The sequence below is a fragment of the Gilliamella sp. B14384G12 genome (genome assembly GCF_016101825.1).
Lineage (GTDB): Bacteria > Pseudomonadota > Gammaproteobacteria > Enterobacterales > Orbaceae > Gilliamella > Gilliamella apicola_N.
Genome location: NZ_JACFPU010000005.1, coordinates 95733 through 111537 on the forward strand (window position 1 = coordinate 95733; position 15805 = coordinate 111537).

Genomic DNA, 15805 nt, shown 5'->3' on the forward strand with positions numbered 1-15805 from the left:
AACTGAGTCAGTATAAATGTGCATTACTATACTGCTATTTCATCTTTTATGAAAATAACTATTTTTACTAAGATTATTGGTTTTAGTTATATCGTGAAACGGAAACAGTTATAAGCCTACAAATTGTTGACTAAAACGTATAGTTGACCTGAAACTTCTTGACTAAAATAACATAGACAATAACCCGAAATTAATAAAAAGGGACCAAATGGAATAATTGTCAAAGACTGTTTTTTCAAAAGATTCTTCTGAAAAAAATAATAGAACATACCTAATAGCGAGGCAATTATCAATAATAGCGCAAGTAATTGATATGGAATCCAAGTACCTAGAGCTGCAAGTAGTTTTATATCACCTCCGCCTAATCCCTGCTTGTTAGAAATCAGATAAAACAAAATAGCAGGTAATTTAAGTAAAAGATATCCACATAAAATACCAATTAATGCGTCATCTAACCTAATGTTTGTTACATTGAAATAGGCTGCAATTAATCCTGCCCACATCAAAGGTTGAGTAAAAAAATCAGGCAGTAAAAAGTATTTAAAATCAATGGATGCCAACAATAAAAAATAACAACTCAAAAATATCAAAATAAAACTCTGATAACTGAGGCCTTTATGCAAATAAATCACTAAAAATAAAGTAGCGACCAGCAATTCCCAAGCAACATATTTGAATAAAATGATGCTTTGACAATAATAACAACGCCTTTTTAAAATGATCCAAGAGACAATCGGAATTAATTGCCAAAATTCTAATTTCGTTCGGCAACAAGGGCAGATTGAACGTTGAAAGCTTATTTCTTTCAAATAAACTGATAATGTTTGTGACGGAGAAAAACGGCAATATGCAACATTGATAAAACTCCCCACACCAAGACCTAGACAAATAACTATAAACATTATCATCAATGAATGACTTCTCCGAGTTGGAATATCGGTAAATATATAGCAATAATTAAACCACCAATGATCACGGACAAGACTAACATCAATAAAGGTTCAAAAGCTTGGGATAGATTTTCTATTAATGTTTGATTTTGTACTTCATAATAAAGAGCTAAACGGCTTAACATTAGATCTAAAGTACCCGATTGCTCACCAACATGAATTAACTGACGGCACAAGTTAGGAAAACAGGATTGTAGATGTAAAACATGACTGAATGAGTGTCCTTGCTCAATACCTGAAATGATTTGTAAAACACTATTGCGATAAACACAATGGTAAGAAGCATTAGCCGCAGCGGTTAAACCCGCCAACAACGGAATCCCTGCTTTTTGGGTGATCGCAATTGTTTGGAAAATTTGAGTTAAACAACTTGTTTGAATGATCTTATTAACAAAAGGGATTTTCATTAAGGCGATTTCAATTTTGTTACGATATCGCTTGTTAATGTAACGTTGAAAAACAAAAAAACTCCCTACTAAAATCATACACCCTATTTGCCAGCTTTGTTGCAGATAGTCAGCAATATCAATAATGCATTGAGTAAAAAAAGGAAGCTCTGCATCAAAATCATGATAGATATCAGCAAATTTTGGTAAAACAAATAATAACATGACTAAGCTTACAATTATGGCTACCGATAATAAAAATACAGGGTACCGCATTGCTTTTTTAAGGTTTTTTTGTAATTTAATGGATTTTTCGAGCAATGATGCTAATTGCTCAAAACTCTCGTCAAGTTTACCCGTCAGTTCACCTGTGGCAATAATTTCACAATACAGTGAAGAAAACACATACTTATATTTGGCTAATGCACTGGATAAGGACTCACCTTTTACAATTTGCGCCTCAATTTCATTTATTAAATATTGCCAATGAGGTTTAGATTGTTCTTCGGCCAATAAATTTAGACTGTCAATTATCGATAATCCAGCCTTTAACATCGTCGCCAATTGTGTCGTTATATTCAGTAATTCCGATTGGTTAAAACTACGCGCCGTTATATAATTGCCCGCTTTTACTTTTATGGCTAATTTACCTTGTAATAATAGCTGTTTTTTGGCCTCACTTTGTGAAGTTGCGATTATTTGATATTGATGAAAATCCAAGTCATACCAAAAATAGAGCCTCTTCATACAAAATCACCTAAAACGCGATACAATTCGGCAACGGAGGTAATACCATCTTTGACCATTTTCTGACCTGCTTTTTTTAAGGTGATCATATTGGATGGCGCACGAAGCTGATGAGTCAATATTTGATGTTGAATTTCTGGAGTGATTACCAGAAATTCGTATAATCCAATTCGTCCTTTATAACCGCCAACACAATGTGAACATCCCGATGCAACATAATGCGGGATAGTTTCATCACCTAAAAAAATTAATTGGTTGGCCACAACTTTACAGCTATTGCAAAGCTTACGTACTAATCGCTGTGCAATAATCAACTTCAAACTGGATGAGAGCAGATAATTTTCAATTCCCATTTGATTTAAACGTGTCAACGCTTCAATACTGGAATTAGTATGTAATGTTGATAAAACCAAATGTCCTGTTTGCGCTGCTTGAATGGCGATTTCTGCGGTTTCTTGATCGCGAATTTCACCGATCATCATCACATCGGGATCTTGCCTTAACAGTGCACGTAGTATGATAGAAAAAGTCAAACCAGCTTTAACATTCACAGAAGTTTGATTGATACCTTCAATTGGCACTTCAATCGGATCTTCAACACTGCAAATATTTCGATCACTGCGATTTAAATTTTTCAGTCCACTATAAAGTGTCACGGTTTTACCACTTCCAGTTGGCCCCGTTACTAAAATTAACCCTTGCGGATAATCGAGTATTTGCTGAAAATGATTTAAATCATCAACACTCAGACCTAAATCATTAATAGTCAACTCAGAGTCATGATTATCCATAACACGTAATACAATCTTTTCACCGTTTATGACGGGTAAAGTTGCTATTCGCATGGCATAACGATCAATCACCAATTGTCCATCTTGGGGTAACCGCTGCTCAGCAATATTAAGATTAGCCATAATTTTCAACCTAGCCGTTATTTGTTTGGCTAATGATAATGGTGGTGTAAGCATATCTTGCAGCACACCATCAATACGCATTCGAATACGATAGTAATTTTGATAAGGTTCAAAATGAATATCCGAAGCACGTTTATCCAACGCCGATAGGAGTAATTTATCAAGGCTGGCAACTAACTGTTCTTCTTGCATTATAAATTTTCCTTATTCTGAATTTTTACGAGACTAGAATTTGAAAATATCTTCACAAGCAACTGTCAAACTGTCATCTAGTGGTGAAGTTAAGCAAGTTCGTGTCCAATCTAGTCCGCCATGAGCACTATTTTCAGTGGGTGTTAAAGTTGTCGTTAACCCGGTCAAAGCACTGGCACCCACTAATGTAATTGCGCCATTTGTAACGGTAACGGATGTAACATAATTCGTACTTTTAGTCAGTGGCACGCCATTGCTACCACTGTTACAATGAGTTAAATTTCCTTGTTCTATTGCACAAATTTCAACGGCAGTTTTATAAGCCGTCATCGTTTGCAACATATCGGTTAAAGCCGCTTTTTTTACATATCCTTGATAAGCAGGCAAACCAATGGCAGTTAAAATAGCGATTACAATAATTGCAATCATCAGTTCGAATAAAGTAAATCCTGATTGATTGGACATAAATTCCTCGGTAAACAAAGTTAATAATCTAAGTTGTACCTTTATAGCAAAACAAAAAAATGAAATAATACGAAAATCGATATTCTGGAAAAAAGAATGCACTATGTTTGCTACGATCCGAATTTAGTAAGCTTTATTTGTGAAATATGTCGCAAAGACAAGCTGATAAATGAAAGATCTTTTAAAATGAGTTGGAGTTTACTATGTCACTAAAAATTGTTAATGGTTGGTTACAAGGGGTCAAACAGATCATTTCGCCTTTTTATGATGAACGCCCAACCGATAAATTGATTTCTTTACTGGTGATCCATAATATCAGCTTACCACCTAATCAATATGGTGGACCTTATGTAGAACAGCTATTTACCGGTAAACTTGATCCGAACGAACATCCCTACTTTGCAACAATTTATCAATTAAAAGTATCAACTCATCTGTTCATACGTCGAGATGGAGAAATTATTCAATTTGTACCGTTCGATAAACGAGCTTGGCATGCAGGTAAGTCATTCTTTGAGGGGCAAGAAAATTGTAACGACTTTTCAATTGGTATTGAAATGGAAGGATGTGATACTGATAATTTTACGGATATACAGTATCAACAACTTGCAGCGGTAACCTTATTACTACAACAAACTTATGCTATAAAAAATATTATCGGTCATAGTGATATTGCACCCGACCGTAAAACGGATCCTGGTCCATGTTTTGATTGGCAATTTTATCGAGGATTGCTTACTCAAAAATCACAAGTCAAACGATTTGAAAAACAACTTGAGTTAATTATCGCAGAGCTACAAAAAATTGCATTATGGCAAACATCGCCACCTAACGCTGATGCCTTTTTAAGTGAGCAACCCTTTGCGCTTGATACGATGCAAGCTCATGAATGGCTACAATGGATTTTTATTCCACGCATGCGAGCACTTATTGAAGCTAATGCCAATTTACCTCAATTTGCTTTACATCCGTACTTTGAAGAAGCACTAAAAGATGAAGAAGCAAACATTCATAATTTGTTAGATCTAATTAAACAGCTTGATGAATTATCCTCATTACAAAAATAAAGATAAAAAAATTACCGCATTCAATTTGCGGTAATTTTCAAGTTAACATCAATATGGAGTCGATCAAAACAGTTGAGAATACCATTAATCTCATTTAGGTGACTTTAAAATTAATCACCCTATTTTGACAATTTACGATACTGATTGACTGCCTGTAGATGATTTCCATAATTATCAGAAAACGTATGTCCACCAGTACCATTGGCTACGAAGAATAGATAATTTGTTTTAGCTGGGTGCGCCGCAGCTTCTAATGAGGCTAAGCTTGGCATAGCAATGGGGGTTGGCGGTAATCCATCAATAACATAGGTATTATATGGATTTTGGGTATCTGTTAAGTCTATACGCCTAATCACTCCAGTATAATTATCGCCTAAACCATAAATGATAGTAGGATCGGTTTGCAACTTCATTTTGGCTTTTAAGCGATTAACAAACACTGAAGCAACATTGGCGCGCTCAGAACTAAGAGCCGTTTCTTTCTCAATGATTGAAGCAATAATCAACATTTCATAAGGTGATTGATAAGGTAAATCATTATCGCGGTTACCCCATATTTTTTGTAAATTGCTTTTCATAGTCATATGCGCACGTTTTAATATATTAATATCTAACGTATCTGCCGTATAAAGATAGGTATCAGGGGTTAACCAACCTTCAATTGAACCTTCAATCCCTAATAATTTTGCGATCTCTTCGTCTGTTTTGCCAGCCAAGGTTTGCTGTATATAAGGCGTGTTTTGAATCACTTTTAGCCAATCTTTAGCACGTTTACCCTCAACAAATTGAATAGAGAAATTACTCTCTTTACCTGATACTAATAAGCGCAAAAATTCTTCGACGGTCATATGAGGGTGTAGTTGATACGTTCCAGCTTTGATGGCGCTTAAGGAGGGATCTAACTTAGATAAATAAGGCAGCAGAAAAGCTCTATCCATCAATTTCGTCTCTTTGAGTTGAGTAATTAATTGATGCATTGATGTGCCTTTTTTCAAAACAAACATTTGATTATCAGGTGTCACATTAATTTGCTGCTTGGAAAATTGCTGTAAAGAATAGTAACAGATACTGAAAGAACCAACGACAATTGCAACAAAGGTAAATAACGTATATAAAAATATTTTCTTAATCATAACTTATCTATCTACATAATGGATTTTTGCTCGTGCAGTTAAGCGTGTAACTAATTCATAAGGGCTAATGCCCGTGTATTTAGCGATCTCTTCAACGGGTAAATCTTGTCCCCAAAAGATCACTTCATCACCTGGTTTTTCCTGACTATCGATACCTAAATCGACTACAATCATGTCCATTGATACATGACCAACAATCGGCACTCTACGACCATTCACTAAAACGGGCGTATTTTCGGGAATATTTCTTGGGTAACCATCTCCATATCCCATGGCTACGACACCAAGTTTTGTATCGTGCGGGCTACACCAGATCTGACCATAACCGACGGATTCACCTTTTTTATGGCTGCGTACCGCGATAAGTTCCGATTTGAATGTCATGGCTGGTCTCAATTCAGCAATGGGATCATTAAAGGGTGAAATGCCATATAAACTAATACCAGGACGCACTATTTCACGTTGTGATTGCGTCCAAGCAAGCGTACCACTTGATGCTGCTATTGAACATTTACCAATTAATGATTTATCTTCGATTGAGGCAATGAATTGATCGAACAATTTGATCTGTTTTGCGGTTTGTTCTGAGGTTAATTCATCTGCAGAACTGAAATGACTTATAATATTAATTGGTTTACGCACCACCGAACAACTGGCTAAGCGATAAAATTCTGCCTTTGCTTCCTCAAGATTAAATCCTAAACGATGCATCCCTGTATCAAGTTTAAACCATGCAGTAATTTCGTTTTCTAGAGGAGATGATTGTAATGCATCAATTTGCCATTTACTGTGAACAGCTGATTGGATATTAAAATCGACTAAATCAACAATATCATCATGTGGAAAAAAACCTTCTAAACAAATGATAGGAGTATTGATCCCTTTTTGACGCAACAGCATTGCTTCACAAATCCGTGCTACACCAAAACAATCCACCATGTTTTGTAACAGTTCAGCCACACCTACAATTCCATGCGAATACGCGTTTGCTTTAATGGTTGCCACCAATTGACTATTTGGTGCAATTTTTCGAATATACTCGACATTATGAACAATTGCTTGACGATTAACTTCTATTACTGCGATAGACATTTTTATCAACCTAAATTTTTCTTAAGTCATCATTGTAAATATTGTTATCAATAATGACAAATTTTTCTTTTCATAAAAAAACCTATTTTTACCATTAAAATTTTCACAATTCTAATTAATTTAATTATTTACACATATAATAATAATGATTATCATTTGCGTTAAATTTACATAAATAGTTTAAAGCTGTACAGGATAAAATAGATAATGAGAACAATTAGTACCAAAAATTTCATTAAACCAAGCTGTTATATAGCAATATTGAATATCTGCTTTTGTATGGATACTTTTGCAGAAGAGCGAAAAAACAATCCACAAGATACCATTATTGTGACAGCCGATCGTAATGAAAAAACTGTTTGGGACAGCTCAGTATCAGTCAATGCAGTCAATCGAGATGATATTGATAAGCAAAATGGTGATTCTGTTGTTGAAGCATTACGTGACATCCCTGGAGTTGAAATTACCGATAATGCTCTTGCTGGACGCAAACAGATCATGATCCGTGGTGAAGCGCCTTCACGCATTTTAATGTTAATTGATGGACAAGAAGTAACTTATCATCGTTCCGGACACGGATCGAGTGCCGGTGTGTTAATTGATATGGAATCGGTTGAACGCATTGAGGTGATTAAAGGACCTCACTCTGTATTATACGGTTCACAAGCTATTGGTGGTGTGGTTAATTTTATTACACGTAAAGGTAGCAAAAATGGTTCTCCCATCAATGGTGATATGAAATTTATTTATAATCAATCGACAGATGGTTTTACTGAGATGGGCACTGTAAATGGTTCAATTGACGGTATTTTTGATTACCGTATTAGTGGAACTTATGCTGAAAATAATGATCGCAAAGCCTATCAAGGCAAACTACACAATACCGATTTTGGTAATAACAGTTTAAGTTCATGGTTTGGGCTTAATCTGGATAAACATAAATTGGGTATCTCACTAGATCGTTATAAACTTGATACTAAAACCTATACTGATAAAGATGACAACTCTCCACAGGTTAAAGAATTCTGGGTAAAACTACCCAAATTACAACGAGAAAAAGTTGGATTGTTTTATGATTATGAAGCTAATGGTGATTTCTTAAAAAAACTTCATTATGATGCTTACGCACAAAAACTAAATCGTCAATTTAGAAATCATGTTGTGGTATCACCTGCACCTATTATGAATGTTACAACTAATACCGCAACTGATGATGAACAAAAAACGTATGGTATGACATTGCAATCAGATTTTGAGCTACGCAAGGATATGAATCTTATTACGGGTATGCAATATCAACAAGATAATGTCGATCAAGATTCACATAATGTCGTCGTATCAAAAATGCCTTCACCAAAAGCAAGTTATACACAACACAAATATCTAACCAATAAATGGCAGCAATCCAGTATTTCACTATTTGGCCAAAATGATTGGACAATTACTGATGATATTTCTTGGAATATTGGCGCTCGCCAATATTGGGTACAATCAAAATTAAAAAAAGGTCACACGACAATCAATAAAGTTCCAGTTATAGGTGCGACTTCCTCCAATTATAAAATTGATGGCAGAAAGAAAGATCATGACAATAACTTTGTTGTATCGTCAGGTTTAACCTATTCTGGAATTGAACATACGCAATTAAGAGCCTCTTTTGCCCAAGGATATGTTTATCCAACACTTTCACATCTTTATGCAGTTACTTCAGCGGCTTCGCAAACAATCTATGGTAACGCTAATTTAAAAGCTGAAAAATCCAATAACTACGAAATTGGGATACGTTATAATAATAACCAATGGTTAATTGATGGGGCGATTTATTTTTCAGATGCAAAAGATTATATTACGCAAATGAATTGTAATGGATCGGCAATTTGTGATGGCACATCTGGGCGAAATTACACTTATTACGGTAATGCCAATAAAGCCAAAACTCATGGTCTTGAATTGAGTATTGAATATTTAGAACTACCCGTTACCCCTTATCTAAAAGGCAATTATTTACGTCGTAAAATTGAAACAGAAACCTATACAACTTATGATACTGGCAACCCACGCTTTACAGGGAATGCAGGTATAAAACATACTGCTTACTTTGATAAATTTGATATAGATTCCGATCTGTTTATGCGATTTGCGACTAAAGCCACACAACGTAGTGATTCATCGGTGTATCATTACAGTGGTTGGTCAACGCTCAACTTATCGGCAACCACCTCGTTCGGTTTAGATCGTCAGTACCATATTGGGATAGATCTCAATAATATATTAAATAAGAACTATAGGACTGCTTATGAATCGATTCCTGCGGCTAAATTCCACGCTATAATTAGTGCAAGTATGAAATTTTAGATTGAAAGATTAACCTTGCTCACTCATGAGTGATTATGATCAACATCGAATCGTTTTGAGTGAGTAAAATAGATTAGTCACGCTATTTTCGGGTCAAATTTTTATACAAATGCTTAAACGCCATAATAGGATGATGGATAATCATTCGAGGGCCTGAAAAGCGCATAACTTGTTTAATTTTCTGTTTATAATCCTTACGATAACAATGCTTTGGGCAACGCTCGCAGGTCGTTTTCTGCTCTCCAAAACGGCACATGGTTAAGCGTTGCATGGCATATTGCAATAAGTCGTTACATTCTTCACATAACTGATTAGCTTTAGAGTGATGATGTTTGTTGCAATATAGATAAATCATTGCACTAACGGTTTTCTTTTCTTCTTGTATTTTGGGTCCGGTATTATTAGCAACCATAATCTTACATGTCAGATGAATAAAGTGTTAAAATAAATATGAATTTAATTATGATCACAAGGATTCGTTGTAATGGCAAGAATTATTAACAAAGATACCACCGTTTGCATGTCCCTTTCAGCAAGACCTAGCAATTTTGGCACCCGTTTTCATAACTATTTATATGAACAACTTAATTTAAATTATCTCTATAAAGCCTTTACCACTAATAACTTAAAAGATGCGATTTATGGTATCAAAGCATTAGCCATTCGTGGCTGCGCTATTTCAATGCCTTATAAAGAAGCGTGTATTGAGTTTATTGATGAATTGGATGATTCTGTAAAATCGATCCAATCGGTCAACACAATTGTTAATACTGATCACCATTTAAAGGCTTATAATACCGATTATATTGCTGTTGCTAAACTGATTGAAGAAAATCACATTGATAATAATACTCCTTTTGTATTAAAAGGAAGTGGCGGAATGGCCAATGCGGTGATTGGAGCCTTTTATGATGCAGGTTTTAAAAATGGCATAATTGCGGCACGCAACCAAACTAAAGGTGAAGCTTTAGCCAAGCGTTATGGTTATGCTTGGGTTAAAAATGAGCAAGACATCGCACCCAAACAGGCAAAACTCATTATTAATGTAACGCCGATTGGAATGCTGGGCGGTGCTGAAGCCAACGATTTGGCCTTTCCACAATCAATGATTGAAAATGCCGATATTGTATTTGATGTAGTTGCTCTGCCCGTAGAAACACCTATGATCAAATTGGCCAAATCACTTAATAAAACCATTATTTCGGGTGCAGATGTCGCTGTAATACAAGCTCTCGAACAATTTGTGTTATACACAGGCGTTACGCCAAGTAAAGAGTTAGTGAAGCAAGCTGGGGATTTTGCTAGACAAGGCTAAATAACAGGCTATTCCACCCACTCTATGGGTGGAATAGTATCAAAAGTGGATGATCTACTCTTTAATAACAGAGCGTTTATAACATAGCTTGGTGTAATTTCTGGTACACGGACAATAACTTTTGATGCATTGCAAATTGTTGCAAATTGTTGTTGGATGATTTATCCGCCGAGATTAAATCAGCTAATCCGAAAAACGTTTTTTCGCCATTGGCATATTGCCACATCTCATCAACACACTCTTTACCATACATTTTATAAAATGCATCTTGATAATGGTTGAACTGTTTTTTATCTCGCTCAAGAATAAAATTAACCAATGTTTGTAAGCAACGATAAGCATGATTGCGTTGAGGGGTAAAAATTGACTCGTTCATTTCAACCGTCCAATCAATCCAAGCTTGGGCTTGCTCTAAATCCTTTGCAGCCAATGCCAGCATCGCTTTGAGTTCACCAATACGTAACGTTAGCCAAGCATTATCCGGTCCAGTTGCAATACCGAGCAATTCTCGAACTCGGGCAAAATCATCTAAGCCTTCTTCATCCAATTGTTCAATAATATTAAGATACTGTTTAGCAGTCAGCTTTTCATAAGGCAACGATAAAATCAGATCTCGCAGATGAATCGCCATATTATTATTGGCAAACAACAAATCTTCTGGTGGATAGATTTCTGACATTCCAACCGCTAAAATTCGACAAGCATAGACGCCTAAATGCTCATAATCCATAATTAATACTTCGGTTTCATAGCGGTTAAAAATCGCCATTAAGTTTGCAAATTCCTGTTCGGTGGTTCCAGAAAAATCCCAATCCACAAATTCATAATCAGATTGTTGATTAAATAGATCCCAAGAAATTAAACCACTTGAATCGATAAAATGTGTTTCTAAATTACTCAAATCTGCGACATCATCGTTATCAAAGCTTGGTGGCGAAAATACATCAAGATCTTTCAAGCTACGACCTTGTAATAGTTCAGTAACGGTTCTTTCAAGGGCAACGCCAAAATTAGGATGCGCTCCAAACGACGCATAACTCGTACCATTTTGAGGATTAAATAACACGACACAAATTACTGGAAATTCCCCACCAAGAGACGCATCAAAGCAGTAAAGCGGAAATCCTTCTTTTTCTAGCGCCTCAATTGCTGCTAACACCTCAGGATAGCGATTAATCACATCAGTTGGTATAAGCGGTAAACTAATCGCCTCAGCAATAATTTTATTTTTGGCAAAACGTTCAAAAATTTCGGATAGCCCCTGTACTCGAGCTTCATTACGGGTGTTACCAGCAGACATACCATTAGAAGCGTATAAATTAGCAATCAAATTGACAGGCACATAAACTGTTTTTTGATCTGACTGTTGAACAAAAGGTAAAGCACATATGCCTCGTTGCGGATGACTTGATTGCAAATCAATTAAATCCATAGCCGTCAATTCGTCATTGGGATTGTAAAACTCAAGCAATTTTTCAGATAATAATCCTTCAGGTAAAAACCCATCTTCAGGGATTGGGAACCATTTTTCTGTTGGATAGTGTACAAAATCTGCATTGGCTGCACTTTCACCCAAATAAAAATCTGAAAAGAAATAGTTAGTCGATAATCGTTCAAAATACTCGCCAAGCGCTGACGCTAACGCAGCTTTTTTACTTGCTCCTTTACCATTGGCAAAACAAAGCGGGCATTCGGTGTTTTGAATATGAACAGACCAAACATTTGGCACAGGGTTAAGCCAAGAAGCTTCTTTCACTTCTAAATTATAGTTAGCTAATTGTTGATGAAAATAGTTAATAGAATCTTCAAGGGCAGCGTCTTTGCCGGGGATAAAAGTTTTCATGTAGTTTCTCAAAAGTTTTTTATATGATAAAAATATTGCTTTATTGGTAGATTTATTCTTAAATGTATACGCTATTGATCTAAATTAAAAGTATTAATCATCAATAATTTTTAATTAAGGAAATAAAATGAAAAAAATAGTAAATTCTGAGAATTTTTCACTAGCTGACTTTTTCTTTTTCAAAAAAATGATCACTCCAGTATTCATTACTGTTATTTATTGGATAACATTAGTTTTTATCGCATTGGGCGGACTGGGTGTGATTTTTGCTAGTTTTGCAAGTTTTCAATACAGCTTTTTTGGTGGAATGTTTACGCTTATTAGCGGTATTGTTACTCTTGTAGTTGGAATTATTTCAGCCAGAATTGGTTTTGAATTAATATGTGTTTTATTTAATATTAACCGAAACATCGAAAAGTTAGCATTAAATAAAGATGATCTTAATAATCGTTCAGATGATCAAACGACAATTAGCCAAAATTAATTTTAGTTTTCTAGTCACATAAAAAGTGGGAAAAATTCCCACTTTAATAAAATCATTCCCTAAAAAAATTTAAATCGAATAACAGACCAACCATTAATAAATAACATTATGACACATTTAGCTCGCTTAACGGCCATCTTGGTCGGACATTAATTGCTAAATCGCTATACTGTTGTTGTTTTAGATGGATCATACCTGCATAGGCAATCATAGCGCCATTATCTGTACAAAATTCTATGCGAGGGTAGTAAACCTGACCTTTACGTTGTGCCATCAGCTCAGCTAATTTATTACGTAATGTTTTGTTGGCACTTACCCCACCAGCAATCACCAAGCGGTTAAAACCCGTTTGCTCAAGTGATCGGCGAGATTTTATTAATAATGTATCAACTAACGCATCTTCAAACGCCCGTGCAATATCGGCTTTCGTTTGTTCATCAAGATCAACACTTTGATTATACTGATGGATAGTATTGGCCGCAGCAGTTTTTAATCCCGAAAAACTAAAATCCAGTCCGGGACGATCCGTCATGGGTCTTGGAAAATGGAATCGAGAAGAATCACCTTGCTCAGCTAATTTCGAAAGTTTAGCACCACCTGGGTAGTCTAAACCAAGTAATTTAGCTGTTTTATCAAATGCTTCACCAGCGGCATCATCAATAGATTCGCCCATTAAGCGATATTGACCAATACCGGTCACACTAATAAGCTGTGTATGCCCACCAGAAACAAGTAACGCCACAAACGGATACTGCGGAGGATTATCTTCCAACATTGGCGCAAGTAAATGCCCTTCCATATGATGCACTGCAACAGCCGGGACATTCCAAGCATAGGCAAGAGAACGACCTATTGACGCTCCAACCATTAAAGCTCCCACTAAACCAGGCCCAGCTGTATAAGCAACACCATCAATATCCGCTGAGGTTAAGTTAGCCTCTTTTAATGCAGCTTGAATTAAAGGGACTGTTTTGCGAATATGATCACGCGAGGCCAGTTCAGGGACAACGCCACCATAATCAGCATGTAATTTAATTTGTGAATAAAGTTGGTTTGCGATCAAGCCTTGCTCATCATCGTAAATAGCAATACCGGTTTCATCACATGAAGTTTCAATTCCAAGTACTTTCATTAATGTTTACCTACATAATCGGAAAGGTCATCTTCACTCCAACGATCTTGTTCAGATATCTCTTTATCTGCAATGCGGTGTTCTTCATTAGCCCACTCACCGAGATCGATAAGTTGACAACGTTTACTGCAAAACGGTCGATATATACTTTTGTCTGACCACTCAACATCCTTTTGACAAGTTGGACATTTGACAAATTGGATAGTTTCTTTATTCATTTAAACTCTTTTAAAATATTTAATAATGTTAACAACAAGCTAATTCAAATTCGATTGCTTCGGTATGGATGTTTTCACTCGCTTCAAGTGGTATAAATCGAATACTATAACGAGACATATGCCCAGAAACTTGCGGATAAACATTTTTATCCAATGAAACACGAATTCGAATTAAATTAAACTCGCCATTGGTTTCTTGAAAAAAATTATTGCTACAAACAAATGGTTTAAAATTACCCATTTGCCGAATCATTTGCATACAACATGACAAGGCCTCATCAAGAATTGCCAAATGTTGTAACCAATTTTGCACTTGCCTATCACGTTTTTCTTGTAACTGCTCTAACCATAAATAAAAGGATGGCAGATCAAAACTACAGCATCCTCCTGGGATCATTAAACGTTGACGAATCGCAGTAATAAAACGGTCATCTTTTAAGGCCTGCCCTAATCGCATAACCGAGTTAAATTTAACCAAGTAGGCATCAAATTGATTAATCAAATTATTCAATAACTCTTGATCGACACCGTCGATATTTACCCATGATAAAAGTCTATTTTTTTGGGTCTCAATTTCCTTGATTAATTCACTTTTTACATCATTGCGTTCAATGATTTCTAATAGTTCAGATAGAGCATGAAAAAATAAAAGTGCATTATTTTGATCAAAATGACTGTGCAAATTTAATTGCTTTAATAAAAATTCAATACGTAACCATGTTCGCATCTTTTCATTTAGTGGATGTTCAAAAATAATTTTATCCATACTTAACCATTCTTAATATTAAAGTTATTCAGATATTGTTGATGCAATTTATTTACTTGTGCGGTTAATGAAGTCAAATCACCATTATTAACAATGATATCATCAGCATACGTTAATCGTTTTTGAGAAGAAATTTGTGACGATATCATTTTCTTTGCTAGCGATTCATCGATATTATCTCTTTGGATAAGTCGCTCTAATTGTAATTGTTCTGGCGTATCAACCATTAAGACTCTATCAGCCAAATTATATAAATTATTCTCAACTAACAGGGGGACAACCCAAATGACATAAGCAGCAGTTTGCTGGGCAATTTGGATTTGTGTTTGTTCTTGAATGATTGGATGTAACAAATTATTTAGCCAAAGTCTTTCATGATCATTATTGAAGATAATGTCTCTTAATTGACTACGGTCTATCTCATTATTGGGTAATAAAATTTCTTGGCTAAAATGTTTAACAATCAATTTATAGGCATCGGTTCCTATTTCAACAACTTGCCGAGCAATGACATCAGCATCGATAATAGGCACACCTAACTGAGCAAAAAGGTTAGCGATGGTACTTTTACCACTAGCGATTCCACCACTCAGAGCTACAATATAAGGCATGAAATAGATTCCAAATCCAATCAAATAAAATTCTTCTAATAGTATAACATACAAGTGATTTTCATTACATACGCCGAATTATCTAAAACGTAAAGAAAACAGCGAATTTTGTTTAGATATCATAAGCAACATTTG

Annotated in this window: 16 protein-coding genes and 1 pseudogene; 5 read left to right on the forward strand and 12 right to left on the reverse strand. The window is 35.5% G+C overall.

What is annotated here, in order from left to right; translation table 11 throughout:
* Positions 1–116 precede the first annotated feature (116 nt).
* The 4 genes from H3S73_RS07220 to ppdD are packed head-to-tail and all read right to left on the reverse strand — an operon-like array spanning position 117 to position 3654.
* The gene (locus H3S73_RS07220) at positions 117–908 is read right to left on the reverse strand and encodes an A24 family peptidase (protein ID WP_198236246.1); all 792 of its coding nucleotides are present in this window, start codon (positions 906–908) and stop codon (positions 117–119) included.
* The gene (locus H3S73_RS07225) at positions 908–2083 is read right to left on the reverse strand and encodes a type II secretion system F family protein (protein ID WP_198236245.1); all 1176 of its coding nucleotides are present in this window, start codon (positions 2081–2083) and stop codon (positions 908–910) included. Before H3S73_RS07225 ends, H3S73_RS07220 begins: the two co-directional genes overlap by 1 nt.
* The gene (locus H3S73_RS07230; protein ID WP_198236244.1) at positions 2080–3189 is read right to left on the reverse strand and encodes an ATPase, T2SS/T4P/T4SS family; all 1110 of its coding nucleotides are present in this window, start codon (positions 3187–3189) and stop codon (positions 2080–2082) included. The genes H3S73_RS07225 and H3S73_RS07230 overlap by 4 nt, the downstream gene beginning before the upstream one ends.
* 33 nt (positions 3190–3222) lie before the next feature.
* The gene (gene ppdD, locus H3S73_RS07235) at positions 3223–3654 is read right to left on the reverse strand and encodes a prepilin peptidase-dependent pilin (RefSeq protein ID WP_198236243.1); all 432 of its coding nucleotides are present in this window, start codon (positions 3652–3654) and stop codon (positions 3223–3225) included.
* Positions 3655–3857: 203 nt separating this feature from the next.
* Here ppdD and ampD point away from each other — a divergent pair.
* Positions 3858–4406, forward strand: a pseudogene (gene ampD / locus H3S73_RS14025) (1,6-anhydro-N-acetylmuramyl-L-alanine amidase AmpD); the annotation flags it as partial.
* Positions 4386–4721: a YqcC family protein gene (locus tag H3S73_RS14030; RefSeq protein WP_370528792.1), complete on the forward strand. Its 336-nt coding sequence runs from the start codon at positions 4386–4388 to the stop codon at positions 4719–4721. The pseudogene ampD and the gene H3S73_RS14030, both read left to right, overlap by 21 nt.
* 119 nt (positions 4722–4840) lie before the next feature.
* On the opposite strand, the gene mltG is transcribed toward H3S73_RS14030, so the two are convergent.
* Entirely contained in the window at positions 4841–5851 is a 1011-nt protein-coding gene (gene mltG, locus H3S73_RS07245; RefSeq protein ID WP_370528791.1) for an endolytic transglycosylase MltG, read from the reverse strand.
* Between the two features lie 6 nt (positions 5852–5857).
* Positions 5858–6946 carry an alanine racemase gene (gene alr, locus H3S73_RS07250; protein WP_198236240.1) on the reverse strand — a complete coding sequence of 363 codons (1089 nt, stop codon included), beginning with the start codon at positions 6944–6946 and terminating at the stop codon, positions 5858–5860.
* Positions 6947–7153: 207 nt separating this feature from the next.
* On the opposite strand from alr, the gene H3S73_RS07255 reads away from it, so the two are divergent.
* Positions 7154–9301 (forward strand): TonB-dependent siderophore receptor, encoded by a 2148-nt coding sequence (locus tag H3S73_RS07255; RefSeq protein WP_198236239.1) that lies wholly within the window; start codon positions 7154–7156, stop codon positions 9299–9301.
* A gap of 82 nt (positions 9302–9383) precedes the next feature.
* Here H3S73_RS07255 and H3S73_RS07260 read toward each other — a convergent pair whose 3' ends face one another.
* Positions 9384–9713 (reverse strand): nitrous oxide-stimulated promoter family protein, encoded by a 330-nt coding sequence (locus tag H3S73_RS07260; RefSeq protein ID WP_144091910.1) that lies wholly within the window; start codon positions 9711–9713, stop codon positions 9384–9386.
* Between the two features lie 72 nt (positions 9714–9785).
* Here H3S73_RS07260 and H3S73_RS07265 point away from each other — a divergent pair, with 72 nt between their 5' ends.
* The gene (locus tag H3S73_RS07265) at positions 9786–10616 is read left to right on the forward strand and encodes a shikimate 5-dehydrogenase (RefSeq protein ID WP_198236238.1); all 831 of its coding nucleotides are present in this window, start codon (positions 9786–9788) and stop codon (positions 10614–10616) included.
* 76 nt (positions 10617–10692) lie between these two features.
* Here H3S73_RS07265 and ycaO read toward each other — a convergent pair whose 3' ends face one another.
* On the reverse strand, positions 10693–12459 hold the full coding sequence (gene ycaO / locus H3S73_RS07270; protein WP_198236237.1) for a 30S ribosomal protein S12 methylthiotransferase accessory factor YcaO: 1767 nt from the start codon (positions 12457–12459) through the stop codon (positions 10693–10695).
* Between the two features lie 127 nt (positions 12460–12586).
* Between ycaO and H3S73_RS07275 the strand changes: the two genes are divergently transcribed.
* A complete protein-coding gene (locus H3S73_RS07275) occupies positions 12587–12943 on the forward strand; it encodes a DUF4282 domain-containing protein (RefSeq protein WP_198236236.1) in 357 nt (118 codons plus the stop codon).
* A 106-nt stretch (positions 12944–13049) separates the two neighbouring features.
* On the opposite strand, the gene tsaD is transcribed toward H3S73_RS07275, so the two are convergent.
* The 4 genes from tsaD to coaE are packed head-to-tail and all read right to left on the reverse strand — an operon-like array spanning position 13050 to position 15670.
* A complete protein-coding gene (tsaD, locus tag H3S73_RS07280; protein WP_198236235.1) occupies positions 13050–14075 on the reverse strand; it encodes a tRNA (adenosine(37)-N6)-threonylcarbamoyltransferase complex transferase subunit TsaD in 1026 nt (341 codons plus the stop codon).
* On the reverse strand, positions 14075–14293 hold the full coding sequence (gene yacG / locus H3S73_RS07285; RefSeq protein WP_198231920.1) for a DNA gyrase inhibitor YacG: 219 nt from the start codon (positions 14291–14293) through the stop codon (positions 14075–14077). The genes tsaD and yacG overlap by 1 nt, the downstream gene beginning before the upstream one ends.
* Before the next feature lie 28 nt (positions 14294–14321).
* Positions 14322–15059: a cell division protein ZapD gene (gene zapD, locus H3S73_RS07290; RefSeq protein ID WP_198236234.1), complete on the reverse strand. Its 738-nt coding sequence runs from the start codon at positions 15057–15059 to the stop codon at positions 14322–14324.
* A 2-nt stretch (positions 15060–15061) separates the two neighbouring features.
* Positions 15062–15670 carry a dephospho-CoA kinase gene (gene coaE, locus H3S73_RS07295; RefSeq protein WP_198236233.1) on the reverse strand — a complete coding sequence of 203 codons (609 nt, stop codon included), beginning with the start codon at positions 15668–15670 and terminating at the stop codon, positions 15062–15064.
* Positions 15671–15805 lie beyond the last annotated feature (135 nt).

What these genes read in the sequence shown, in the direction of transcription:
- H3S73_RS07255 (WP_198236239.1), top strand. Translation starts at nt 7,154, where the DNA reads ATGAGAACAATTAGTACCAAAAATTTCATTAAACCAAGCTGTTATATA.
- H3S73_RS07260 (WP_144091910.1), bottom strand. Translation starts at nt 9,713, where the DNA reads ATGGTTGCTAATAATACCGGACCCAAAATACAAGAAGAAAAGAAAACC.
- H3S73_RS07275 (WP_198236236.1), top strand. Translation starts at nt 12,587, where the DNA reads ATGAAAAAAATAGTAAATTCTGAGAATTTTTCACTAGCTGACTTTTTC.
- ppdD (WP_198236243.1), bottom strand. Translation starts at nt 3,654, where the DNA reads ATGTCCAATCAATCAGGATTTACTTTATTCGAACTGATGATTGCAATT.
- zapD (WP_198236234.1), bottom strand. Translation starts at nt 15,059, where the DNA reads ATGGATAAAATTATTTTTGAACATCCACTAAATGAAAAGATGCGAACA.
- H3S73_RS07230 (WP_198236244.1), bottom strand. Translation starts at nt 3,189, where the DNA reads ATGCAAGAAGAACAGTTAGTTGCCAGCCTTGATAAATTACTCCTATCG.
- ycaO (WP_198236237.1), bottom strand. Translation starts at nt 12,459, where the DNA reads ATGAAAACTTTTATCCCCGGCAAAGACGCTGCCCTTGAAGATTCTATT.
- alr (WP_198236240.1), bottom strand. Translation starts at nt 6,946, where the DNA reads ATGTCTATCGCAGTAATAGAAGTTAATCGTCAAGCAATTGTTCATAAT.
- H3S73_RS07220 (WP_198236246.1), bottom strand. Translation starts at nt 908, where the DNA reads ATGATAATGTTTATAGTTATTTGTCTAGGTCTTGGTGTGGGGAGTTTT.
- yacG (WP_198231920.1), bottom strand. Translation starts at nt 14,293, where the DNA reads ATGAATAAAGAAACTATCCAATTTGTCAAATGTCCAACTTGTCAAAAG.
- H3S73_RS07225 (WP_198236245.1), bottom strand. Translation starts at nt 2,083, where the DNA reads ATGAAGAGGCTCTATTTTTGGTATGACTTGGATTTTCATCAATATCAA.
- H3S73_RS07265 (WP_198236238.1), top strand. Translation starts at nt 9,786, where the DNA reads ATGGCAAGAATTATTAACAAAGATACCACCGTTTGCATGTCCCTTTCA.
- tsaD (WP_198236235.1), bottom strand. Translation starts at nt 14,075, where the DNA reads ATGAAAGTACTTGGAATTGAAACTTCATGTGATGAAACCGGTATTGCT.
- coaE (WP_198236233.1), bottom strand. Translation starts at nt 15,670, where the DNA reads ATGCCTTATATTGTAGCTCTGAGTGGTGGAATCGCTAGTGGTAAAAGT.